This window comes from Ruania alkalisoli, from assembly GCF_014960965.1.
GTDB lineage: Bacteria > Actinomycetota > Actinomycetes > Actinomycetales > Beutenbergiaceae > Ruania > Ruania alkalisoli.
On sequence record NZ_CP063169.1, the window covers coordinates 644,009 to 667,249 of the forward strand.

19 protein-coding genes and 1 riboswitch are annotated in these 23,241 nt (G+C 70.7%); of the genes, 13 read left to right on the plus strand and 6 right to left on the minus strand.

Annotated elements, in window-relative coordinates; all coding sequences use genetic code 11:
* The first annotated feature begins 174 nt into the window (after window positions 1-174).
* The 10 genes from IM660_RS02630 (at window position 175) to ribH (ending at window position 9,538) form a co-directional block, all read left to right on the plus strand.
* A complete protein-coding gene (locus tag IM660_RS02630; protein WP_193497886.1) occupies window positions 175-582 on the plus strand; it encodes a hypothetical protein in 408 nt (135 codons plus the stop codon).
* Window positions 583-730: 148 nt separating this feature from the next.
* Window positions 731-1,468, plus strand: coding sequence for a sugar phosphate isomerase/epimerase family protein (locus IM660_RS02635; protein WP_193497887.1), 738 nt, complete (start codon window positions 731-733; stop codon window positions 1,466-1,468).
* On the plus strand, window positions 1,468-2,565 hold the full coding sequence (locus IM660_RS02640; protein ID WP_193497888.1) for a Gfo/Idh/MocA family protein: 1,098 nt from the start codon (window positions 1,468-1,470) through the stop codon (window positions 2,563-2,565). Before IM660_RS02635 ends, IM660_RS02640 begins: the two co-directional genes overlap by 1 nt.
* 206 nt (window positions 2,566-2,771) lie before the next feature.
* Window positions 2,772-4,148 carry a dicarboxylate/amino acid:cation symporter gene (locus tag IM660_RS02645; RefSeq protein WP_193497889.1) on the plus strand — a complete coding sequence of 459 codons (1,377 nt, stop codon included), beginning with the start codon at window positions 2,772-2,774 and terminating at the stop codon, window positions 4,146-4,148.
* Window positions 4,149-4,211: 63 nt separating this feature from the next.
* Window positions 4,212-4,736: a helix-turn-helix domain-containing protein gene (locus IM660_RS02650; protein ID WP_193497890.1), complete on the plus strand. Its 525-nt coding sequence runs from the start codon at window positions 4,212-4,214 to the stop codon at window positions 4,734-4,736.
* A gap of 111 nt (window positions 4,737-4,847) precedes the next feature.
* A complete protein-coding gene (locus IM660_RS02655; RefSeq protein WP_193497891.1) occupies window positions 4,848-5,516 on the plus strand; it encodes a rhamnogalacturonan acetylesterase in 669 nt (222 codons plus the stop codon).
* A gap of 103 nt (window positions 5,517-5,619) precedes the next feature.
* A riboswitch (FMN riboswitch) is annotated at window positions 5,620-5,750 on the plus strand.
* Window positions 5,751-5,842: 92 nt separating this feature from the next.
* A complete protein-coding gene (gene ribD, locus IM660_RS02660; RefSeq protein WP_246465098.1) occupies window positions 5,843-7,006 on the plus strand; it encodes a bifunctional diaminohydroxyphosphoribosylaminopyrimidine deaminase/5-amino-6-(5-phosphoribosylamino)uracil reductase RibD in 1,164 nt (387 codons plus the stop codon).
* A 57-nt stretch (window positions 7,007-7,063) separates the two neighbouring features.
* Entirely contained in the window at window positions 7,064-7,717 is a 654-nt protein-coding gene (locus tag IM660_RS02665) for a riboflavin synthase (protein WP_193497892.1), read from the plus strand.
* The gene (gene ribB, locus IM660_RS02670; protein ID WP_193497893.1) at window positions 7,710-9,056 is read left to right on the plus strand and encodes a 3,4-dihydroxy-2-butanone-4-phosphate synthase; all 1,347 of its coding nucleotides are present in this window, start codon (window positions 7,710-7,712) and stop codon (window positions 9,054-9,056) included. Before IM660_RS02665 ends, ribB begins: the two co-directional genes overlap by 8 nt.
* Window positions 9,053-9,538, plus strand: coding sequence for a 6,7-dimethyl-8-ribityllumazine synthase (gene ribH / locus IM660_RS02675; RefSeq protein ID WP_193497894.1), 486 nt, complete (start codon window positions 9,053-9,055; stop codon window positions 9,536-9,538). Before ribB ends, ribH begins: the two co-directional genes overlap by 4 nt.
* Window positions 9,539-9,678: 140 nt before the next feature.
* Here ribH and IM660_RS02680 read toward each other — a convergent pair whose 3' ends face one another.
* Entirely contained in the window at window positions 9,679-10,155 is a 477-nt protein-coding gene (locus tag IM660_RS02680) for a DUF1801 domain-containing protein (protein WP_193497895.1), read from the minus strand.
* Between the two features lie 154 nt (window positions 10,156-10,309).
* On the minus strand, window positions 10,310-11,047 hold the full coding sequence (locus tag IM660_RS02685) for a glycerophosphodiester phosphodiesterase (RefSeq protein ID WP_193497896.1): 738 nt from the start codon (window positions 11,045-11,047) through the stop codon (window positions 10,310-10,312).
* 165 nt (window positions 11,048-11,212) lie between these two features.
* Here IM660_RS02685 and IM660_RS02690 point away from each other — a divergent pair, with 165 nt between their 5' ends.
* Window positions 11,213-11,965, plus strand: a complete 753-nt coding sequence (locus IM660_RS02690) for a ParA family protein (RefSeq protein ID WP_193497897.1) — start codon at window positions 11,213-11,215, stop codon at window positions 11,963-11,965.
* An 85-nt stretch (window positions 11,966-12,050) separates the two neighbouring features.
* On the opposite strand, the gene IM660_RS02695 is transcribed toward IM660_RS02690, so the two are convergent.
* The 4 genes from IM660_RS02695 to recC all read right to left on the minus strand — a co-directional run bounded on the left by IM660_RS02695 (window position 12,051) and on the right by recC (window position 22,444).
* Window positions 12,051-12,998 (minus strand): PDDEXK family nuclease, encoded by a 948-nt coding sequence (locus IM660_RS02695; RefSeq protein WP_193497898.1) that lies wholly within the window; start codon window positions 12,996-12,998, stop codon window positions 12,051-12,053.
* A gap of 217 nt (window positions 12,999-13,215) precedes the next feature.
* Entirely contained in the window at window positions 13,216-15,207 is a 1,992-nt protein-coding gene (recD, locus tag IM660_RS02700) for an exodeoxyribonuclease V subunit alpha (protein WP_193497899.1), read from the minus strand.
* Complete coding sequence (locus IM660_RS02705; RefSeq protein WP_246465099.1) at window positions 15,204-18,965, minus strand: UvrD-helicase domain-containing protein; 3,762 nt, start codon at window positions 18,963-18,965, stop codon at window positions 15,204-15,206. The genes recD and IM660_RS02705 overlap by 4 nt, the downstream gene beginning before the upstream one ends.
* On the minus strand, window positions 18,962-22,444 hold the full coding sequence (gene recC, locus IM660_RS02710; RefSeq protein ID WP_210769062.1) for an exodeoxyribonuclease V subunit gamma: 3,483 nt from the start codon (window positions 22,442-22,444) through the stop codon (window positions 18,962-18,964). Before recC ends, IM660_RS02705 begins: the two co-directional genes overlap by 4 nt.
* Before the next feature lie 100 nt (window positions 22,445-22,544).
* On the opposite strand from recC, the gene IM660_RS02715 reads away from it, so the two are divergent.
* Both IM660_RS02715 and IM660_RS02720 read left to right on the plus strand, forming a co-directional pair.
* Window positions 22,545-22,772, plus strand: coding sequence for a FitA-like ribbon-helix-helix domain-containing protein (locus IM660_RS02715; protein ID WP_193497900.1), 228 nt, complete (start codon window positions 22,545-22,547; stop codon window positions 22,770-22,772).
* Entirely contained in the window at window positions 22,772-23,188 is a 417-nt protein-coding gene (locus IM660_RS02720) for a type II toxin-antitoxin system VapC family toxin (protein ID WP_210769063.1), read from the plus strand. The genes IM660_RS02715 and IM660_RS02720 overlap by 1 nt, the downstream gene beginning before the upstream one ends.
* Window positions 23,189-23,241: the final 53 nt, after the last annotated feature.

Sequence of the window (23,241 nt, forward strand, 5' to 3'; positions counted from 1 at the left end):
GTTCCCGCCGTCGCTGTGCTGGAGGTAGTGCGCCGCCGCACGAGATCGCAGCCGCACTGTCACCTCCCGTCCATGACACCCGTCATGTTTGTCGTGTGAGGCGTATCACAGCAGGTTTCGCGTCATGGATCGCTGCTTGCCGGGTCATGAGCAGATATGAGGGGTGAGCACTGGGTGAGTGAGGTAGACCAGGTTCCTGGCCTGGTGACATGGCTGCTGTCTCCCGAGCGGCAGGCTGCTGCCGTTCTGGTCAGCATGGCGCGTTCGACCGCCACGCCGCTGGTCCAGGTGGGCCGGTTGATGTCCGAGCTCGACGGTGTGGCCGAGGTGGTGGTGATCGCCTCGCACGAGGCGGGGGGTGTGCTGCGAGCGCAGTTTGGGCCCGCGCGCCATCTGTACGGCGGCGCGGCCCGGGTCATTCCCTCACGGAGGTATATCGGGCTGCTTCCGAGGTTGCACCTTCCCTTCGGGTCTGCTGATAGTGCACGCGTGACTGACGCGATCGTCGCTGACGTGCGCCGACTTCGCGGTGGGGCGGCGGGGATGGTGGCGGCACCAGGGTCGGCCCCGTCGGGCGGATGAGAGCTCAAGGGCTCCCGGTCCCAGGCTCCTGATGGGGGTTGTCGCGCCGCGTGCGACGTAGAAGTCGAAACGTTTCGTTTTTTCGGCCATTCCTAGTAACGTGACGGCTGCACCTGTATCGAGCTGACTCATCGAGGAGAGCCCCCACATGACCGGAGCACCGATCTCCGTCCAGCTGTACTCCGTCCGCGAAGCCATGAAGGTTGACATGTCCGCCGCGCTGCGACGGATCGCCGACATCGGCTTCACCGAAGCCGAGGCATTCGGCTTCGCTGATCGGGTGGAGGAATTCCAGAAGGCCAAGGACGAGTCAGGGTTGAGCCTGACGTCCGGGCACGCCAAGCTCGTCACGGCCGACGATCCCGCCGCCATTCTCGGGGCTGCCCGCACCCTGGGGATGTCCACTCTCATCGACCCGGCCATCCCGGCCGAGCAGTGGGAGACCCGCGAGTCCGTGGAGGGCTTGGCTGCTCGTCTCAACGAGCTCGCCGTGCAGGGAGCGGACCAGGGCTTGAGGATCGGGTACCACAACCACTGGTGGGAGGTTGCTGAGATCGAGGGCACTCCGGCGCTGGAGATCTTCGCCGCTGCGCTCGATGAGCGGGTCATCCTCGAAGTTGATACTTACTGGGCCGAGGTAGGCGGCGTCTCCGCCGCCGCGCTGCTGGAGCGGCTCGGGTCGCAGGTCACGCACATTCACGTCAAGGACGGCCCGCTCACGCGTGACAACAAGGCACAGCTGCCTGCCGGTGCTGGCCAGGCCCCGGTCGAGGCGATCCTGGCCGCAGCCCCGAACGCCGTCCGCGTGGTGGAGTTCGACGACTATGACGGCGACGTCTTCGAGGGCATCGCTGCCAGCTTCGCCTACCTCAAGGACCGCGCCTGATGCCCGGCCGTGTGGGAGTCGGCGTCATCGGCGCCGGCGTGATCAGCACCCAGTACCTGACGAACCTGACGACCTTTCCTGACCTCGAGGTGCTCTTCATCGCCGACCTCGACGTCGAGCGCGCCCAGGCCAAGGCGGAGGAGTTCGGTGTGCCGGGCCATGGCACGGTGGCCGACCTGCTGGCCGTGGACGAGGTCGAGATCGTCGTGAACCTGACCATCCCGGCGGTGCATGCCGAGGTGGGTCAGCAGATCATCGCCGCTGGTAAGCACCAGTGGAGCGAGAAGCCGTTGGCGTTGGACCGGGCTTCGGGCCGTCAGCTGCTGGAATCGGCCGAGGCTGCTGGCCTGCGGGTCGCGTGCGCGCCTGACACGGTTCTCGGCTCGGGTCTGCAGACCACGATCCGGGAGTTGCGGGCCGGGCGGATCGGCACTGCGCTGAATGCTCTGGTTCTGTTCCAGACGCCTGGGCCGCATTCCTGGCACCCGAGCCCGGAGTTCCTCTTCGATGTCGGTGGCGGGCCGCTGTTCGATATCGGTCCGTATTACCTGACGGCGCTGGTTCACCTACTCGGTCCGGTCGCCTCGGTCAGTGCGACCGCCTCGACGGCGCAGGCCACCCGGGTGATCGGAGCCGGCCCGAAGGCGGGCACCGAGTTCCCGGTGAACGTGCCCACCCACCACGGCGCGCTCATCCAGTTCGAGTCCGGTGCCGCGGCCCAGGCGGTGTTCAGCTTCGAGTCCGAGATCAAGCGGACGTTGCTGGAGGTCACGGGTTCAGCCGGTTCGGTCGTGGTGCCCGACCCCAACAAGTTCGAAGGCGCCACCACGCTCTGGGCGCCCGGGGTCGGCGAGGCCGAGGAGATTCCCTCCGCGGGGGTGACCACCACGCGCGGCACTGGCGTGGTCGAGCTCGCACGTGCGATCCGCGCCGGTGAGGCTGAGCGCGCATCCGGCGAGATCGCTTTCCACGTGCTCGACGTGATGATCTCCATCGACGAGGCGGCGGCCTCCGGCACCGCGGTCGAGGTGGGCAGCACAGTCACCGTCCCGGACGCACTCCCGGCCGAGTGGGACCCCACCGCCGCCACCCTCTGAGCCGTCACGGACCGAACTGCGGGCCCGGGCTGTCCACATCATGGACGGCTCGGGCCCGTCGCACGTTCTGGCCGTCCCGCCTGTGCAAGATGCTCTGCGGCTCACGCACCAGCGTGGCCGTCCGTGCCCTCCCGACGGCGCCCCATCTGGCCCCGATCGCGAGGTCACACCGAGCATCCGCCTACCCCGCGCGAAAGGCCTGACCCGTGTCGACCGGCACCACCTCTGAAGCTCCACGTCGCTCCCGATTGCGACTTCCCTCGTTCAGCGTCCAGATCATCCTCGGCCTGGTCCTCGGCGCCGTGCTCGGATGGGTCGCCCTGCAGATGGGTACCGTCGGGGCCGACGAGAACCCGAACTGGCTCACCGAGACCCTCGCCACGATCGGCGGGTCCTTCGTGACCCTCCTGCGCGCGATCGTCCCCCCGCTGGTCTTCCTGGCGATCGTTGCCTCGATCGCGAACCTCCGGAAGGTCTCCAACGCGGCGCGGCTCGCCGGTCAGACCCTGCTGTGGTTCGCTATCACCGCGGGTATCTCCGTGGCCATCGGTATGGCGCTCGGCCTCATCACCCGGCCCGGTGAGAACACCTCGATCAGCGCCGACCTCGCCGAGGCGCCCAGCCGCACGGGTAGCTGGGTCGACTTCCTCACCGGCCTGATCCCCAGCAACGTCCTCGGGCTCGACGCCGGGCTGCGTGGAGACTCGGTCTCGCTGAACTTCAACGTGCTGCAGATCGTGGTGATCGCCCTCGTCGTGGGGATCGCGGCTCTGCGTTCCGGCCAGAAGGCTGACGCCTTCCTCAGCTTCAACGCCTCCGCTCTCGCGGTCATCCAGAAGGTGCTGTGGTGGATCATCCGCCTCGCACCGATCGGCACGCTCGGTCTCATCGGGCGGGCGGTGGCCACCTATGGGACGGAGCTGTTCGCGCCGTTGGCGACCTTCGCCGTCGCGATCTACATCGGTCTGGCCATCGTGCTGTTCGTGCTCTATCCCGTGCTGCTGCGGGTCAACGGGCTGCCAGCGCTGCCGTACTACAAGGGCGCGTGGCCGGCCATTCAGCTCGGCTTCGTCTCCCGCTCCTCGATCGGCACCCTGCCGGTGACCGAGCGGGTGACCGAGCGCAACCTCGGAGTCCCGCGCGAGTACGCCTCGTTCGCCGTGCCGCTGGGGGCGACCACGAAGATGGACGGCTGCGCCGCGATCTACCCGGCGATCGCTGCGATCTTCGTCGCCCAGTTCTACGGCATCGACCTGTCGGTCACCGATTACCTGCTCATCGCCTTCGTCTCCGTGGTCGGATCTGCCGCGACAGCGGGACTCACCGGGGCGCTGGTGATGCTCACCCTGACCCTGTCCACCCTCGGGCTGCCGCTGGAGGGTGTGGGTCTGCTGCTCGCCGTCGATCCCATCCTGGACATGGGGCGCACGGCCGTGAACGTGGCCGGCCAGGCGCTGGTGCCCACGATCGTGGCCAAGCGGGAGGGCATCCTCGACGAGGATCGCTATCGCGCCGGCAACGCCGAGAACCTCTTCGCCGACGAGGCCGTGTCCGACCGGGAACCGGAACCGGCCAACGCCTGAGAGGCGACGCCTCGGGCCGCCGGGGAACTCCCCAGCGGCCCGAGGCGTTGAGAGGGTGTGAGCATGATCGACGACGTCCGAGACATCAGCGCCGACGCCAGCACTGCACTATCCGTGGTGAACGTCCGTGACGCGGCCCCGGTTGCGGGGGTGAACGAGATCCTCTCCCTGGCTGACGAACTCAGTCGCATCGGCGATGCCGGGTCGCAGCTCGCGCGGGCGATCGAGTCCGCCACCGGGCTGCGCGCCGGCGAGGTGCAAGTGCTCGCAGCGGTCGCAGCGGGGGCGGAGCACCACCGGGCGATTGCCAGCACCATCGGTCAGGTACCCGAGGCAGCGGAAGCCACCGTGGATGGGCTCGCCGAGCGTGGGCTCATCGGGCGGCACTCGCACGAGTCCGATCCCAGCGGAGAACTCGGCCTCGTCCACGTCTCCCCGAGCGGGCAGGCCGTGCTGGAACAGGTCGAGGCCGTGCGCATTCGCCTCGCCGACGCGCTCTTCGGGGCGCTCGGACTCGAGAAGGCGCAGGAACTGCGGCGGACCCTGACGGCGGTGGCCGAGATCGTGGAGACGCCCGCCTTGCGCTGAGGTGCGGGGAGCACCTTGACCACCGTCTTGGCCCCTTCTACTGTGAATCCATTCAACGGCAAGCCCTGACCCGATGACGGGTCAGGCGTGGGTGGGCGGAACGGAGCATGTATGACCATCCATCTCGCAGGTGACTCCACGGTGGCACCCGGCCCGCTCGACGGGTCTGGTGTGATCGGCTGGGGCGGAGTGCTCCAGGAGTTCGTCGACGAGCCGGTCGTCAACCGTGCATTCGGCGGCGCCACGACCGATTCCTTCGTGGCGCAGGGGAACTGGCAGGCGACCATCGACGCGGTCGAGGTGGGGGACGTCGTCGTGATCCAGTTCGGGCACAACGATCAGAAGGACGCCGATCTCGAAGCCGATGGGCGCTACACCGAGAATCTTGGACGGTTCGTCGCCGAGGTGCGCGAACGTGGCGGGTCGCCGGTGCTGGCGACGTCAGTGGAACGGCTGCTGCGCGATGACGGGGGAGCGGTGAGCGTCTCCCACGGCTCCTACCCGCGGGCCGTGCGCCGCCTCGGACGCCGCCTGGACGTCCCGGTGATCGAGCTCACCGCCTTCACCCGGTGGCTCTACGAGTGGCTCGGTACCGAGGCGGGCCCGCTGCTGTTCCCGCACGGCAAGCCGGACCGAAGCCCGGAGGAAGCCCGCGACACGACCCACTTCGGACTCGCCGGAGCACGGGCAGTGGCCGGCTTCGTCGCCCAGAACCTGCGAGCGATCCGGGGCCAGGACGACGACCACGAACCGCTCGGGCTCTGGGTCATGCAGCAGTAGATCCGCCCGCCACCGTCCGGAGACTCTCACGAGATGGGCAGTGGGGACGCTCACTCACTGCCCGGCCACACGCTATGCCACACTGAACAGGTCGAACTGAAGTTCGCGCACTCCGGGGTCGGTGTAATTCCGAACCGGCGGTTACAGTCCGCGACCCGGCCGCAGCCAGCGGCCGGTTGACCAGGTGAAACTCCTGGACCGACGGTGAAAGTCCGGATGGGAGGAAGTGCGCGCGCGGTGGTCGGCTCTTGCGCCGGAGTAGGTCCGCGTGGGGAGCCGTTCGTCGTCGCCGGCCCCGGGCTGCGCCCTAGCGCAGGAGGAACCCGGTGGCCCACCCCGACGGCGGAGCCCACGATGCCCGCTCCGGTGACCATGATCGTGTGGTCGCCGCCCTTGAGCGCGCCGTCGAGCTGAGCGCCCGCGGTCTCGGCCGGGTCAGCCCGAACCCTGCCGTGGGATGCGTGATCCTCGACGCTGAGGGTCACATGGCCGGCGAGGGCTGGCACGCCCGCCCCGGTGGCCCGCATGCCGAGGTTGTTGCGCTGGACGGCGCCCGCACCCCTTCCAGCGCCGCGGGCGGGACCGCTGTCGTCACTCTCGAGCCGTGCCCCCACACCGGCCGCACGGGCCCATGCACGCAAGCCCTGCTCAAGGCTGGGATCTCGCGTGTGGTCTATGCCGTCGCCGATCCGCTGCACGAGGGTGGGGGAGAGGTGCTGCAACAGGCAGGCGTGGAGGTGCACGGCCCCGGCAGCGACCTCGTGCCCGCCGAGTTCACGCAGTCAGCCGCCTTCGTCAACGAACCCTGGCTGACGGCGCAGCGCACCTCCCGCCCGCACGTCACCTGGAAATTCGCCGCCACCCTCGACGGCCGGTCCGCGGCCGCCGACGGCACTAGCAGGTGGATCACCGGAGACGAGGTCCGGGCTGACGTGCACCAGCTGCGTGACAGCGTCGACGCGGTGCTCATCGGGGCAGGCACCCAGCGCACGGACGACCCGCAACTGACCGTCCGGCCGGCGCCGCAGGACGGACGCCAGCCGCTCCGGGTGATCCTCGACCCGAGCGGTACCACGGCTCCCGGTTCCCGGGTGCTGGACGCCGCAGCGCCGACGCTGCTGGTGCTTGGCACGGATGCACCCGAACCCGATGCCCCGGACCGCGTGCAGATCGCGCGCGTGCCCAAGGCGATGAAGGAGGCAGGCGGTCTCGACCTGGACTCGGTGCTCGCCACCCTCTACGCCCGCGACGTCCGATCGATCCTCCTTGAGGGTGGCCCGAGCCTGGCCGGCTCGTTCCTCGCCGCCGGTCTCGTCGATCGCGTCGTCGCCTACCTCGCTCCCGCACTCCTTGGCGCCGGCCCGGCAGCCCTCGCCGACGCCGGTGTGGCCACGATCGCCGGCACCCACCGCCTCGAGCCGATCGACGTCACCACCCTCGGCCCCGACATCCGACTCATCGCCCGCCCGACCCGCCGAACGGACCGTTGAGCGGACTCCGTGCCCGCCGCCCACTATGCCAACGGCCTCGATCACCAAGGAGAGACCATGTTCACCGGAATCGTCACCGACCTCGGCACCGTCACCGCCCTCGAACCTGCGCCGGGAGGGGCCCGGCTGCACGTGCAGGGCCGGCTACCCCACGACGTCGCCCTCGGTGACTCGATCGCCGTCGACGGGGTCTGCGTGACCGTTGCCACCCTGACCACAGTGGATGGTGCCGCACAGGAGCTCGGAAGGGACGCCGTCGTGGAGTTCACGGCCGACCTCATGCCCGCCACGCTCGGACGCACCACTCTCGGCCAGCGCGAACCCGGAGACAGGGTGAATCTCGAGCCGGCGCTCGCAGCGAACGGGCGCTTCGGCGGCCACGTGGTGACCGGCCACATCGACGCCGTGGGCACCGTGGTGGGGCGCACCGCCGGCGACCTGGCTGACCGCCTCACCATCGCCGTGCCCGCGCACCTGGCGCGCTACGTGGTGGCGCAGGGATCGATCGCGATCGACGGCGTCTCCCTCACCGTTGCCGAGCTCGCCGACATCGATGATGGCTGCCTGGTGACTGTCGGCCTCATCCCCGCGACCCTCGAGGCCACCACCCTCGGGCATCGCACCCCACCGGACCGGGTGAACCTCGAGGTGGACGTGCTCGCCAAACAGGTGGAACGTCTGCTCGCTGCCGGGGAGTCCGCTCATGCGTGAGGTCGAGAACGCGATCGCGGCGATCGCCGCTGGGCGGATGGTGATCGTCACCGACGATGCTGACCGCGAGAACGAGGGTGATCTGGTGGCCGCCGCCGATGCGATCACGCCAGAGATCGTCGCGTTCATGGCCACCCACGGGCGCGGACTGATCTGCGCGCCGATCACTGCCGAGACCGCCCAGCGGTTGGAACTGGCGCCGATGACCCGCCGCAACACCGAGGCGCATGGGACGGCGTTCACCGTCTCCGTGGACGCCGTCTCGGGTATCACCACCGGCATCAGTGCCGCCGATCGCGCCCGCACGATAGCCTTGCTCGCCGACCCGACCACCGCGACCGACGACCTGGCCCGGCCGGGGCACGTCTTTCCGCTGGTGGCCGACCCTGACGGTGTGCTCGGCCGGGTCGGGCATACCGAGGCGGGTGTGGACCTGGCACGCCTCGCCGGACGCGCGCCCGCCGCCGTGATCTGCGAGATCCTCACCCCCGACGGCGTTTGTTCCCGTGGCGAGCAGCTGCGCGAGCTGGCCGCAGCTCACGATCTGCCGGTGGTGAGTGTGGCCGAGCTCGTCGCCTATCGCCGGCGCGAGCCCGGAGCGCGGTCCACCCAGGTGCAGCGTGGAGCCACCCAGGCGCATCGTGCGACGGCCCAGGTGCATCGTGCGGCGGCAGCCATGCTGCCCACGGCGGCCGGCGCGTTCCGGGCTGTCGTCTTCACCGATCCCGCGGGTACCGAGCACGTGGCCCTGTGCCACGGGCTTGACTCTTCCGACCGCTTCGCAGGCGAGGAGGACGTGTTGGTGCGGGTGCACTCGGAATGCCTGACCGGTGAGGCGTTCGGATCGTTGCGCTGCGACTGCGGCCCCCAGCTCGACGATGCGCTCGCGGCCGTGGCAGCCCGTGGGCGAGGCGCGGTCGTGTACCTGCGTGGCCACGAGGGACGCGGCACCGGGCTCAGCGCGAAGGTCCGTGCCTACGCACTGCAGGAGCAGGGGCGCGACACGGTCGAGGCGAATCTCGACCAGGGCCTGCCCGCCGACGCCCGTGACTATGCGGCGGCCGCCGCCATCCTGCTCGATCTCGGCGCCCGGAACGTGCGCCTGAAGTCGAACAACCCGGCCAAATCGGCGGCGCTCGCGCTCGGCGGCGTGACGGTACGCGGCCACGAGCCGGCGCCGGCACCGGTCGGCGCCGACAACCTCGCCTACCTACGGACCAAGTCCGAGCGGATGGGGCACGTGCTGCCCTGGCTTCCAGATGTTGCCGACCCCATCGACTCGGCCGCTTCCAGGATCACCTCCGACGATCCCGCCACCCATGAGAGGACACCCGTATGAGTACCCACGCCCCCCACACCGGACCACAGATCCAGGTGCCGCACGTACCCCACCTGAGGGTCGCCGTCGTGGCAGCCCGCTGGCACGAGGAGATCACCACCGGCCTGCTCGATGGGGCGTTACGGGCGCTCGCGGACGCGGGCATCGAGGAACCGCAGGTGGTGCGGGTGCCAGGCAGCTTCGAACTGCCCGTGGCTGCCGGCCGGCTGGCGCGGGGAGGGTTCGATGCCGTGGTGGCCCTGGGGATGGTGCTGCAGGGCACCACCGCACATTTCGAGTACGTGTGCCACGGGGTGACGGCGGGGCTCACCCAGGTGGCCACGTCCACCGGCGTCCCGGTCGGGTTCGGGGTGCTGACGTGCTCGGACGAAGCGCAGGCGCGCGACCGGGCCGGGCTGCCCGGCTCGAGGCAGGACGTCGGCTATGAGGCGACAGTGGCGGCGATCAGTACCGCGGTGGCGCTCGCGGGGGCCGGGGTCTGATGGCGTTTCTTGCCTTCCCGTCCTCATCTCCCCGTCCCCACCATCCCGAACCCGCCACCACCTGAGCCGAACGCTGAGTTGATCGGCGTCCCGGGCCGATTCGCCGAAGAGCTCAGCGTTCGGTGCGCGGAATGTGAGCGTCAGCTCACCGCGCGCTCGACCAGAGTGGCGAGCTGCTCCCACGCCGCTTCGGTGGGTTCGGTGAGGGCATAGGCCGTCGGCCACAGTCCGGAGTTTTCGTCGAGGTTCGCGAGCGTGCTGACGCCGAAGGTGGAGTAGCGCTCCTTGTCCATCTGGCCGCTGCGGAAGAAGCAGACCACCTTGCCGTTGCGGGCATAGCCGGGCTGCCCGTAGTAGAGCTTGGGTGCCAGCTCCGGCGCTGCGGTTGCGACGATCGCGTGCACCCGCTCGGCGAGCTGGCGATCCCCGTCAGGCATCTCCGCGATCTTCGCGAGCACATCGGCCTCGTCGGCTGCTGCCTTGGCCTCGGCCTTCTCGGCGCGGCTGCCGCGCCGCGCCTGAGTCTTGAGTTCGGCGGCGCGTTGCTTGATCGCCTCCCGCTCCTGCTCGGAGAATCCGTCGGCTGGGGCCGTGCTCTTCTTGGCGGATGTGGACATCGCCGATCCCTTCGTCTGCGCTGGTGCCATCACCGTAGGCGGAGGTCGGGGCCGTGCACTTCTCGATTCCTGATCGATGGACAGGATGGGCGTCGAACGTTCCGACCGATGCGGCGCGTGAAGGGGGAATTGCGTCCGTTGTCGAGTGTGGCTGTCAGGAGGCCTGGCTGGCGGCGAGCCATCCGGCGAGCCGATCCGGCCGGTCGGTGATGATGCCGTCCACTCCTGCTGCCACCAACGGTGCCCACTCGGCTGCCTCGCTGGAGGTCCACGTATAGATCTGCATTCCCGCCTCGTGCACGCGGGTGGCGGCCGACGGGTCGGCGATCACACTTGCGGAGGACGGGTTGCACGCGACGGCGCCCAGCTCGGCGCAGGTCGCCAGTGCCTGGGTGTCTGCCTCCTGGACCAGCAGGGCCCGGCGCATGGCGGGCGCCAGGGTTTGCAGGGTGCGCAGCATCTCCACCTCGAAGGACTGCGCGAGCACCCGATCGGTGAGACCGGCTTCCTCAATCTGTGCCAGCAGCGCTTGTGTCGGCTCTGCGGGCCAGGATCCCTTGAGTTCCAGCAGCAGTTCGAGCTCGGGGTACCGCAGCAGCAGGGAGACGATATCCCCGAAGAACGGCAGCGCCGTGCCCTCGTAGGCAGGGTCGAACCACTCGCCTGCATCGAGGTGGCGCACATCCATGGCGCGCATCTCTGCGACGATCCCGGCGCCGTCGGTGGTGCGATCGACACTGGCGTCGTGGATGACCACGGCCGAGCCGTCGACGGCCACCTGGACGTCGATCTCGATCATGTGGGCGCCCGCGAGCGCGGCAGCGGCGAACGCGGGCAGGGTGTTCTCCGGTGCCACGGACGAGTTGCCCCGGTGGGCGATGATCTGGGTCATGCGGTGCTCCTGTCTCTCTCGGCACCACGGTAGGCGAGGGCGGTGACAGGGGCAGACGGTGGAGCGAAGTGTCGCTGGTCGTTCAGCGAACGTTCATCTAGCTCGACCCTGATCGCCGCGGGGTCGGCAGTGACAGCGTGATCGACGTGCTTCTAGGGTGAGTGCATGAAGGTCGTCGCGGTGTACTCCACCAAAGGTGGAGCGGGAAAGACGTCGGCAGCGCTCAACCTGGCCTGGGAGGCAAGTAAGTCCGGCCGGGTGCTGCTGTGGGATCTTGACGCTCAGGGAGCAAGCACGTACCTGACCGGCGTGAAGCCCAAGCTCAAGGGCGGGGTCGCGAAGCTCCTGACGGGGAGCAACGGGATCTCGGAGGTGGCTCGCAAGGCCGATCTGCCCAGCGTCGACGGTCATCACCGGATCGACGTCGTCCCCGCTGATGACTCCTACCGCGAGCTCGAGGTGAGGCTTGACGCCGCGAAGGGGTCCCGTCGGCGGCTGCAGAAGGTGCTCAAGGATGCTGCCGGTAGCTACGACACCGTCATCCTGGATTGCCCGCCCGGCGCCTCGCTGGTGGCCGAGAATGCGGTGCGCTCGGCTGACGTGATCGTGACGCCTGTGCCTCCCGCAGCGCTGTCGCTGCGCTCGCTGGAGCAGGTGCGCGAACTGGTGGCAGACTCCGCGAAGCCGGCTCCGATCCTGGCGTTCCTCTCCATGGTCGACCGGCGCAAACTCACCCACCGCCGGGCCGCCGAGGAGCTTCCCGCCGAGCACTCCGAGATCGTCGATGTGATCGTTCCGGCCAGCGTGGTGGTGGAGCGGATGGGTGACGAGCGCGCTCCGGTGGCGACGTTCGCGCCCCGGCACCACGTGGCGCAGGCGTACGCCGACTTGTGGAGGCTCGTCGCGCAGCATGCCTGAGCGGGACGTCTGGGCGGCACGGGTACCGCTGTGATGTGCTCCTGACGTGTCGTGCGCGTCAAACGGACACCAGTTCGGCAGAGGATCACCGGCAGTGTGGGCACTTGCGCAGAGAACCCTTCCACCCGCCGCGCCGCAGGACCTCCGCGACCCACGTGGCAGTGCGGCACGGGGTCCGGAACACCAGGCCGAACGTCAACCGCGCGGTGGCGGTACCAGCGGCGGCGAGTTCGGCCAGATCGCGTGCTGCGTCGTGGTCGCGACTGACCGAGGACGAGTGGAAAACGTAGCCGTCGAGCTCGACCACGAGGCCATACTCTGCGTAAGCGACGTCCTGATGGGTGCGCCTGCCGGTTGCCTCGCTGGCGTGCTGGCGCCGCGCTCGGGGAAGACCGTGCGCGCGCTCGAGATCCCGGTAGCCACGCTCCAGCACTGAGCAGACACCGTCGCGTACGTCGGCCAGCATCGCCGCGATGAGCCGGCGCCCGGTCATGCGCTGCCGCTTGCCCAGTGCGTCGAGGATGCGCTCGACCGTGGTGTGACGGGACTGGATCACCTGCGCGAGCACCGCGAACGCCGCAGCGACATCACCACCGCGACAATGGCTCGCGACGACATCCAGCACAGCATGCTCGACACGCTGCCGCGGAGGCGATCGCTGCCACTGCACCTGCTCGCTCAGCTGACTCCGGCACGAGACATCGACCCACTCGGGCACGCGCACCCTCCGGCCACGTTCGATTGCGATGTGGACCCGACCCGGCGCTGGACTGGGAAGCGCGGATTCTCCGGCCAGGGCGGCTGGCCAGGCGGCGAGGACCGCCACCCACTCACGCTGACGTTGAGTCAGGGGCCCGGTGTGATCGGCGAACACACCGCGATGAATGCGCCGCAGTTCCCGGCGACGCAGCAGACGCTCCAGGTCATGGTGCCTCGCTCCGGCGGCGACGAGCTGGCGGCGGGAGATCACACCGTCCTGGGCCGTGAGTGTCTCGTGGACCGTGCCGACCGCGAGGGTGAACCGAGGTGTCATCGCCGCACCGTGGCACGGAGGATGGCCGCGGTGGTGAGTCGACCGGTGGGGTTGTGGACGACACGTCATGCGAACCGCGTTGTGGTGTCGCATGGACGTGTCGAGTACGTCGAGTCGACACCATACGTGCCGTGCCGTGCCGTGCCGTGCCGTGCCGTGCAGTGTCGAAGTCGGTGGCGGGTCCACTGAGCGACTCACATCGCCCCAGCGGCTCACATCAACCCAACGGCACCCGCAGCCCGCTCGCCCGCCGCACCGGGTGCTCCACTGCCACCCGCACGGCCTCCTCGCTGCCCACCACGCGCACGGACTCCTGCGCCCGCGTCACAGCCGTGTAGAGCAGCTCGCGCGAGAGCAGTGGCGACGTGGCCGGCGGCAGGATCAGCGACACCCGCTGGAACTGGCTGCCCTGCGCCCGGTGCACGGTCATCGCGTGCACCGTCTCCACCGGGGGCAGGCGGTAGGGGCGCACGAGCATCGGGCGGCGCGGGTCCCCGAACGCTGCCACCACGCTCTCCCCGTCGGCCACCAGCACCCCGGTGTCGCCGTTGTAGAGCCCCACGTCTTTGTCGTTGCTGGTCACCAGGATCGGCCGGCCCACCGTCCACGGGGAACCGGACAGTCGCGCCGGCATCGTGGGCGCGGTCGGCGCGGTCGGCGCGGTCGGCATGGTCCCCGCAGCCGCGCGTGCCCCCTCCTGCACCCAGATCTCCACCTGCGCCGCCCACCGGGCCACCCCGGCCGGCCCGCGCCGGTGGGCAAGCATCAGCCGGTGCTCATTCAGTGCGTTCAACGCCCCGGCCGCGTCCCCGGCCTCGGCCCGCGCCATCAGCTTCTCCCCAGCGGCCACCGCATCACGGCGCAGGTCCGCGATCGCCTGCTCCTCCAGGTGCTCGACGTCAGCCGTCACCAGCTCCACCCCGTGCCTGCCGGCCCGCAACAGCTCCAGCACCCGATCGGCGTCCCCAGCCCGGATCGCAGCCGCCAGCGGCAGGATCTCCGAGCCCTGCTCCTGCCGGTGCACCGTGGTCAGGCGAACGACACCGTTGCCGAGATCGGCCGCCGTCTCACCGCGCTCAGGCGCCGCCCCCACCGTCTCCAGCCCTACCGGCGCCTCCGCGACCGGTGGCCGTGCCACGAGGTCACCGAGCACCGCACCGGCCTCCACCGACGCCAGCTGATCCGGATCGCCCACGAGCACCAACCGGGCGTCCGGGCGCAACGCCTCCAGCAGCCGCGCCATCAGTGACAGCGGCACCATCGAGGTCTCGTCCACCACCACCACGTCGTGCGGCAGGTGATGCGCGGCGTCGTGCGCGAAGCGAGTGCTGCTCCCCGGCTTGAAGCCGAGTAGCCGGTGCACCGTCGTCGCCTCCGGGATCCCCACCCGGTCCCGGTCGGAGTCCTCCAAGAACCCGACGACCTCGGCTGCCGCCTCCTGCAGTCGCGCCGCCGCCTTCCCCGTGGGTGCGGCCAGCGCCACTCGCACCGGCCCCGCGGCGTCCTGCAGCACCGCCAGCAGGCGCGCGACCGTGGTCGTCTTTCCCGTTCCCGGGCCCCCGGTGAGCACCGTCAGCCGCCTGCGCAGCGCGTGCGCGGCCGCCAGGCGCTGCCGGTCGTCCCCGGCCTCGGGGAACAACCGGTCCAGTGCTCCGCCGGCATCGCCGGGCACATCCAGGTCCGGCGCCGTGAGCCGGGCGTCGATCAGCCGCCGCACGGTCAGTTCATCCCGCCAGTACCGGTCCAGGTATAACCGCCCGTTCACCCAGCGGGCGGGCCGCACGTCGGGCTGCGAAGGTCCCGCGCCATGGTGGCCGCTGTGCCCGCTGTGATCCTCACTCCCGACGGCGACCATCGGGCTGGCCTGCACCGCTGCCACCCATCCAGGGTGCTCGGGCCACGGCGGAGGCTCCGCTGCTTGCTCGCCCAGCACGGCGTCGTCGGGCAGCCGCAGCGCCTCCAGCTCCGCTTCGTCGCCTAGGTGCAAGCACACCGACCCCCCACGGAGCGCTCGCACGGTCAGCGCGACCGCGAGCAGTACCCGCTCGTCACCTTCCCCGGTGAGCGTGCCCAACCGGGTCGCCACCTGGACATCCGTCGCGGTCACCAGCCCGGCGGCGTTGAAGCGCGCTAGCAGGGGAGGGGCCCCGACGGCGGTGCGCACGTCCCCGTCGACGCTCGCCAGGGTGGAGGTGGTCACCGTGCTCATACAGTCCGCCTTGTTCCCTGAGTGCGTTGAGTGCCCACCCCATCGAGCACCTCCGACAATGCCGGCACCAGTCCGGTCGGGGGCTGCCACGCCAGCACCCCGAACGGCGAACCGTCCGGCCCGGCCGGGGTCTGCGGACCTGCCATGCCCCGGACGAAGAGGTACAAGCCCCCGCCCAGATGCACGTCGGGGTCGTAGCCGCGCAACCGCCACCGCAGGTATCGGTGCAGGCCCACCAGATACAGCAGCAGCTGCAGCGGATAGTGCGCGTGCAGCATCGCCTCCACGACCGCCTCGGGTCGGTAGTCGTGCACTGTCAGGTCCGCGCCTGGCGTGCCCAGCCGGTTCGTCTTGTAGTCGCACACCAGGAACTGCGTGCTCTCTCGCTGTGCCGGGCTACCCGCCGACGACCCGCTGCCGTCGGAGGGTGCCTCACGCACCCGCAGCACCGCATCGATCGATCCGGTCAGATACCCGCGCAGCTCCACCGGTCCCTGCGGGTCCGCGGCCAGGGCCCGGAGCATCTGCGGGTAGGGCGCGAAGGGGTCGCCCGCCTTGAGGTGGCCCTCGAGCACGTCTGCGATGTCCAGCAGTGTCGCCGCACGCAGGGGTGCCGCCGGAGCCGTCGCAGCCGCCGGAGCGGACGCAGCCGCCGCCCTGACCTGACCGCCATCCTTACCACCATCCTCGCGCCCACCTGGCACATCACCACCAGCCAGGGGCAGTTCGAACTCCAGCTCGGAGAGCCGGTCCGCCGGATCGATCTGCGCCAACGTCCGCCCGCCGGCCAAGGGGCCCAGCGGGGTCCGCATCACCGTCCCGAGTGCATCGGCGAGCGACTCCACATCCAGTCCGTCCACCCGAGCGGACGAGGCCGCCCGGCACCGCGCCAGGAGCTCGGCGTCCAGGTCCGCGGCCGCGGTATCGGCGTACTCGAGCACCTCGTGCACCAAGGTGCCGAAGGCGGCCCCCGCGGGCTGGTCCGCCATCGGCGAGGGCAGGTCGAGCCCGGGAGCATCGCCGGCCACGGGTGCGACGTCAACCACGAATCCGTCCTCTGCGCTCGCCTCGCTCGCAGGTTCGTCCAGCACTCCCGCACCCTCCGGTTCGCTCACCACCCCCGCCGGCCGGGCTGTCTCACCGTGGCCCGCAGCGGCCGCTGGACCTGCGTGGTGCGCCGCCGCCGTCAGGGCCGTGTACGACGCTCGCCGCCAGCTGACATCCGGCAGCCGGTCCAGGTGCGCCACAGAGAGCTCCGGGGCGTCCCGGGCCGGCGGCACCCACCGCTCCCGGCTCGCATCCGCCGGTGCCAGCTCCGCCGCGATCGCCGGGGACCGGGCAGCAAGCGCCTCGAACGCCTCCCGGGCCGCGTCGTCCCGCATCGCTGAGGTGTCGGCCGCCACCGCGGGGGCACCACCGAGCTCCCGCGCCCCGAGTAGCACTCGTGTGAGCGGTCCCTTCGCCGAGTTGCCACGGGTGGGCGCCCAGTGCGCCACCACCTGGTGCCGGGCGCGGGTCAGGGCGACGTACAGCAGTCGCAGATCCTCACCCCTGTCCTCACGCTGGTACCGCTCGCGCGCCTCCCGGTACAACCGTGAGCCCTGCCCGCCTACGTGCAGGATCCGGCGGCCGTCGTCGGCATGAAAGCCCAGCACCGACGGGGTGGCCGACTCGTAGCGGTCCCACGCGAACGGCACGTACACCACACCGAACTCGAGGCCTTTGCTCGCGTGCACGGTCACCACCTGCACGGCCGCCGCATCCGTTTCCAGCCGCCGGCTGCGTTCCTCCTCGAAGTCGCGCGTGGCCTCCCGGATCCGACGGCGCAGCCACCCCGTCAACGCCGCCGCACCCAGCCCCTCGGTCACCGCGACCGTGTGCAGCACTTCGCCCACGTGCCGCAGGTCGGTCAGGCGACGCTCCCCGGTTGTGGTCGCCATGAGCCGCTCGGCCACCCCACTGCGGGTGACGGCCTCGTGCAGTGCCGCCACCCCGCGGGAGGCGAGCAGGCGCGCCCAGGTGCGCACCGTCTCGGCGAGCCGGTCACGGTCACGGTCCTCCGCCGTCGCCAGCCGTGTGGCGTCCCAGCCGACGAATGGGGTGAGCGCCAGTGCCGACGCACGCTGCCGTGAGCCCGGTTGCTCGAGCGCATCGAGCAGGGTGAGCCACTCCCGGGCGGCCGGCGTGGCGAACACGCTGGACAGCCCCGAGACCACGGCCGGCACACCGCGGGCGTTGAGCTCGGCCCGTACCTGCTCCGCCTGCGCGTTCGTGCGGGTCAGCACGGCCACGTCCCCCGGCTGCAACGCCCGCCAGGCGCCACCCACCTCGTCCCGGATCCGCGCCTGCCCGAGCCGGGCCACGATGTCCGCGGCCGTGTCGGCCGCGACGAACGATCGCGCCTCGCCCACGTAGGCGTCCTTGCCGGGGCGCACCCCCATCGCCTCCCTGGTGACCTGCCGGATCCGCAGTGCCGGTCCGCCGTCGAAGCGTTCCTCGCTGTGGGCGGGGGTCACCGGTCCCACGGTGATCCGGTCGTCCCCGAGCGCCGCACCGCCGATCACCGTGTGCAACGCCTGCAGCAGCGGGGCGTCGCTGCGCCAGTTCGTACCCAGCGTCGCGGTCGCCGCCGCGTCGCGTTTGGCGTCCAGGTAGGCCACTACGTCTGCCCCCCGGAAGGCGTAGATCGCCTGCTTCGGGTCTCCGATCAGCACCAGCGTGCGATGGCCGTGGAAGGCGGTGCGCAGGATCTCCCACTGCACCGGGTCGGTGTCCTGGAACTCGTCCACCATCACCACCCGGTAGCGCTCACGCACCCGCTGCGCTGCCGCCGGGCCATGGACCGGATCCCGGAGCGCATCCCGCAGCAGCACCAGCAAGTCGTCGTAGTCCAGCAGGTGGCCCACGCGCTTGCGCCGTTCGGTCTCCTCGCGCACCGCTACGGCGAGCCGGTACCGCAGTGCACCAGAGTCGGCACTGTCGGCACTGTCGGCACTGTCGGCACTGCCGGCAGTGCCCGCAGCACCCTTCGGCTCCAGCTCCGCGCCATGATCGCTGACGGCGGCCTTCCCCAGCGCGTAGAGCTCGTCCGGGGTCAGCTGGGGGTGCTTCTCGTCGGAGAACTCGCGTACGTACAGGTCGTCGGTGACCTCCCGTACGAGGTCCGCCACGTCTGCGACGAACGTCGCCGCCGGGTCCACGTCTGCGGCGATGCCCAGCGCCGTGAGCATCTGGTGGCAGAACCCGTGGGTGGTGGTGATCGTGGCCGCATCCAGTTGGGAGAGTGCCCTCGCCAACCGGGCACGACGGCGGTCCAGCTCGTCGGGATCCACATCCGCCAACATCGCCACCAGCGGGTCGTCGCTGCCGGCCGGGTCCGCGGCCCGCAGCGCCCGTTCGGTACCGACCAGCCGTTCGCGCACCCGGTCTCGCAGCTCGGAGGTGGCCTGACGTCCGAAGGTCACCAACATCAGGTCGCGCAGTTCGGCCACGCCCTCGGCCACGTAGCGGGCCGCCAGCGCCGCAATCGTGAACGTCTTCCCGGTGCCGGCGCTGGCCTCCAGCACGGTGGTGCCCTCCGGCAGCGGGCCGTATACGTCGAAGGTGGCCGCGTCGATCGGTGCCCGCGAGGTGTCACGGTCGTGGGCGGGACCACGGGCGGCACCGTGGGCGGGCACGTGGTCGGGCCCGTGATCAGGCCCAGCGGTGTCGGCCGGATCGGTTGTCTCGGCCCGGCTGGTGTGCATCCGGTCGGTCATGACGTGATCCGCTCCTCACAGGCCAGCAGCGGGTCCCATACCCGCCGGGCCAGCGCCCCCAGGCGCGTCGTCTCCTCCGGGTAGCGGGCAAGATCCTGCTCCGACGGTGCGCCCGCCACCTGCTCCAGACTGGCCGCCTCACCGAAGCAGAGCACGTGGAACGGGTCGTCCGCCTGGTAGTCGTACCGCCACCCGCGGCGCACTTGTGCCAGTGCGGAGTCCGGGCTGGCCCCCTTGGAGCGGGCGGTGGCGTAGCGTTCGGCGATCTTCGGTGGGATCGGCACCGGTATGCGGGTGGCCTCGGCATGCAGGGCCACCAGATCGGCGAGCACCGCGCCGGCATCTCCGGGCGGACGCAGCTGGCTCGCTGCCGCTGTCGGCACGTCCTCGCCGTATCGGTTGCTCTCCCCGCGGCCGATGGTCACGGTGTGCCAGGCCCGGTCGGGCTCGCTGACCGCCAGGGCAAGCAGCTGTACCCAGGCGCGCAGGCGGTGCTTGGCCCCGAGGCGCGAGTACTCCGCGCGGACGACCCGTTCCCCGTGCACGCCGGGAACAGTGCCCGCTATGAGCACCGTGCTGGATCCAGAGCCGGTCTCGGCCAGCACGTCCACCCCGGTCGAGGTGCCCACACGGGCGGCCTCGGTGGCCATCGCGTGGATCGGGCGGATCCGCTCCATCACTTCGAGCAGGGCGGCGTTTCCCAACTGCCGTGGCGGCATCTGCCCGCGGCGCCACTCCGCCTGAAACGCCTGCCGCGGTTCGGTTCCCTGGCGTACCGCGGCCAGGATGCGATCGCCGGCTGCCCAGGAGTCCAGACCTCCGGCCGTCAGGGGTAGCCGGTCGTCCACCTCGTCTTCGTCGCGCACCAGTTGCACGCCCAGCCGCCGCCGCACGAACCAGCGCGCCGGGTGCTCGAGCAGTTCCACGAGCTCGTCCAGGTCCAGCACGGGCGGAGCAGCACTCTCCCCGGCACGAGCCCCCGTACCGGCGGAACCACCGTGCAGGTGAGGGCCCGGCAGTGCGGAAGGGACGCCGTCGGGAGCCGGCAGGGGTTCGGTGACCAGCACCCCGGGGGTGACCCGTTCCCCCCGCCCGGCCACCGCACCGCGGAAGGCGGCCGCATCGAAACTGAACGGACCCGGGGCACCCAGGGTGCCCGGGGTGAAGGAGCGCTCGTCCACCGTCTGCAGCGGATGGTGCACCACCACGTGGTCGCGAACCGGCCCGCCGCCTGGCGCGGTGGCCACCCGGTCGAGTGCGTCCACCAGCTCGGCCACCGGAACCGCCGGCGGCCGCGGTGCGCCGGTGCGCTCGTCCGCCCCGGTGTGCACCACCACCAGATGCTCTTCGGCGGCGGTGATCGCGTCCAGGAAGATCTGTCGGTCCTCGCTGCGCAGGTCCCGCTCACCCAGGCAGGGATCGCGTGCAAGCAGGTCGTCGCCGCTCGGGGTGGGGGAGCGGGGGAAGGCGTTGTCGTCCATGCCCAGCAGGCACACCACCCGGTGGGGGACGGCGCGCATCGGCTCCAGCGAGCACACCGTCAGCGCCCCGGTGCGAAAACCCGAGCGGCTGGGGCGTCCCGCGAGCCGGTCCGCGAGCAGCGCCCGCACATCCGCCAGCAGCAGTGGCGACTCCTCACCAGACGCCGAGGTCCCGCCCGAACCGCCAGCTGTGCGCACGTCGGCCAGCACCCGGCGGGCATGGATCGTCTGCCACGGCTCCTCCGCCTCGGTCAGCAGCGTCACGGCGTCATCGAGAGTGTCCAGCCAGTGCCGTAGTGGATGCGCCCCATCCAGCCGCGCCAGCAGGCTCGTCAGGCGGTCCACGAACTCGGCGAACCGGCCCGCCACCTCCACGTCGGTGGAACCGACGTCGTCCACCGGGAGCGCGGCTCCCACGTAGCGGGAGTCCTCCTCGGCCATCGCCACTCCGAGCAGCACCCGGTCCAGCGCCGCCTCCCAGGTGCCCTGCCGTATGGAGGCGTCGATGCCGTAGCGGGTGCGGCGGGCACCGTTCTCACCCCAGCGCACACCCACCTCGACAGCCCAGGTGCGCCAGCGGTCCAGATCGTCCTCACTGAGGCGGAACCGGCGCCGCACCGGCGTCGTCGCCGCCAGGTCCAGCACCTCCGGCGCACTCACCCGGCTGTCGGCCAGGTGGAGCACCGTGTCCAGCGCTGCCAGCACTGGGTTCGTGTTTCGGGCGCCCCGGTCGGCCAGGCTCACCCGTAGCTGTTGCCCCGGGTGCGCCTGCCCGGCGTCGGGGGTTGTCTCCCCGGGAGCGGCGCCGAATGTCGCCGTGATCAGCGGGGCGAAGGCGTCCACATCCGGGCACATCACCACCACGTCCCGGGGTTCCAGGCTCGGATCGGCGGCGAACAACCCGGTGAGAACCTCCCGCAGCACCTCCACCTGCCGGGCCCGGCCGTGGCAGGCATGGACCTGCACGCTGCGGTCGCCTGCGGCCAGCGCTTCGTGGCCCAGTTCAGGCTCGTCTTCCCGCAACGATCGCTGCAGGCGACCGAGCAGGGTGGCGGGCGGCTCCGGGGCCGGGTGATGGTGCGTGGCCGCACCCCGCTGCACGCGCTGCTGCAGCTCGCTTCCATCGGTTCCCATCGAGACCAGCAGCGGGTGACGTGCCACCGGTTCCTGATCCGCCCGACGGATCCCGGGCGGGGGCATGGTCGCGACGGCGTCCCACACCACCGTGGAGGGGTGCGGCAGCCACAGGTGCACCTCCCGGTGGGTGGCGAGACTGCGCAGCACGCGCAGCTGATCCTCCGGCAATCGGGTGGGCCCGAAGACCGAGAGCCTGCCCGGCAGCTCGACCACCTCCGGATCCGCTTCGATGGCGGTCAGCGCCGTCGTCAGTGTCTCCGCCGGACTGGGGGTGCCGATGTGCTCGCGCACCCGCCGCCAGAGTTCCGGCTGCCAGTGCAGATCGTCCGGGACCGCGATGCCGTGGCCGTCGGCGTCGCTGCCTTCCCGCCACGCCGTGATCAGATCTGGACGTTGGTGAGCATAGGCAGAGAACAGGCCGGCGATGCGCTGGGCCAGCGCGACCCGGCGGGACCGGCGGATGGCGTCGCCCTGCCCGTCGTCTGCTCCGCCCACGAACCGAGACAACGGTGCGGCCCACTCCTCGTCCAGGCACGCGTCGACGGTCTCCAGGACCGGCCACACCAGCCGGGCCGAGCGCCACGGATCCTCATCCGGGTCCACCCCGGTGCTCGCGCACAGCACCGCCTGCACCAGCCGCCCGGGGGAGCGGAAGTCGACATTCGCGCATACGCCCGCGGAACCTGCGCCGTCGGGGACCCCCAGATAGTGGGAGAGGCGCTGGGCGAGCCACCGCTCGATCCCGCGCGTGGGCACGGCCACCACGTCCGGGGTGAAGGGATCCTCCGGTGCCTCGGCGAGCACCTCCGCGAGCGGCGCGACCAGGGCGTCGGTGCGCTCGGAGCGGTGGATGTGCAGCACGCCGGCCATGCTACGGGGGCGGTGTGACATCCGGGGCTAGGTCTGTGGACAGAGCACTTCACGGGCCGATATCATCGTGTTGATATCGGAGGCGGCCGCCATGGAACAGATCGTGATTCGCAATCTTCCGGCAGGAACCAAGGCTGCCCTCAAGGCGAGGGCGCAGCAGCACCACAGGTCCAGCGAGGCCGAGGCGCGCGCCATCCTCGCCGAGGCGATGGACAGTGAGCCCGCCACGATGGTCGACCTGCTGAATACGGACGAGGGAGCGGATATCCAGTTCGAGCCAGAGCGCCTCGGACTGGCGGCGAGGACTCCCGATCTCTGATGTACGTCCTCGACACCGATGTCATCTCCGCGCTGCGCGTTCGGGGGCGTGAGCCAGCAGTCGCGGCGTGGGCGGCGTCGGTGCCGGTGGCCGACCAGTTCGTCACGGCACTGACCGTCGCCGAGGTCGAACGAGGTGTCGTGGCCAAGGAGCGTTCCGACCCGGAACAGGGCGCGGTGTTGCGCCGGTGGTTCTCGGGGCGGGTCCTCCCGGCCTTCGCGGACCGGGTCCTTCCGTTCGACCTGCGGGCAGCTCGAATTCTTGCCACCTACCGCGTTCCGGAGCACGCGCCGCTGGACGATGCCCTCATCGCGGCCGTCGCGCAGGCGGCGGGGATGACGGTGGTGACGCGGAACATCAAGCACTTCGAGCCGCTCGGCGTTCGATGCTTCAATCCGTGGGAGTCGAACAGCTGAACGAGTGACACCTGGCAACTCGGTGGCCGCAGGATGCGGTCGCGCCGGCCGTT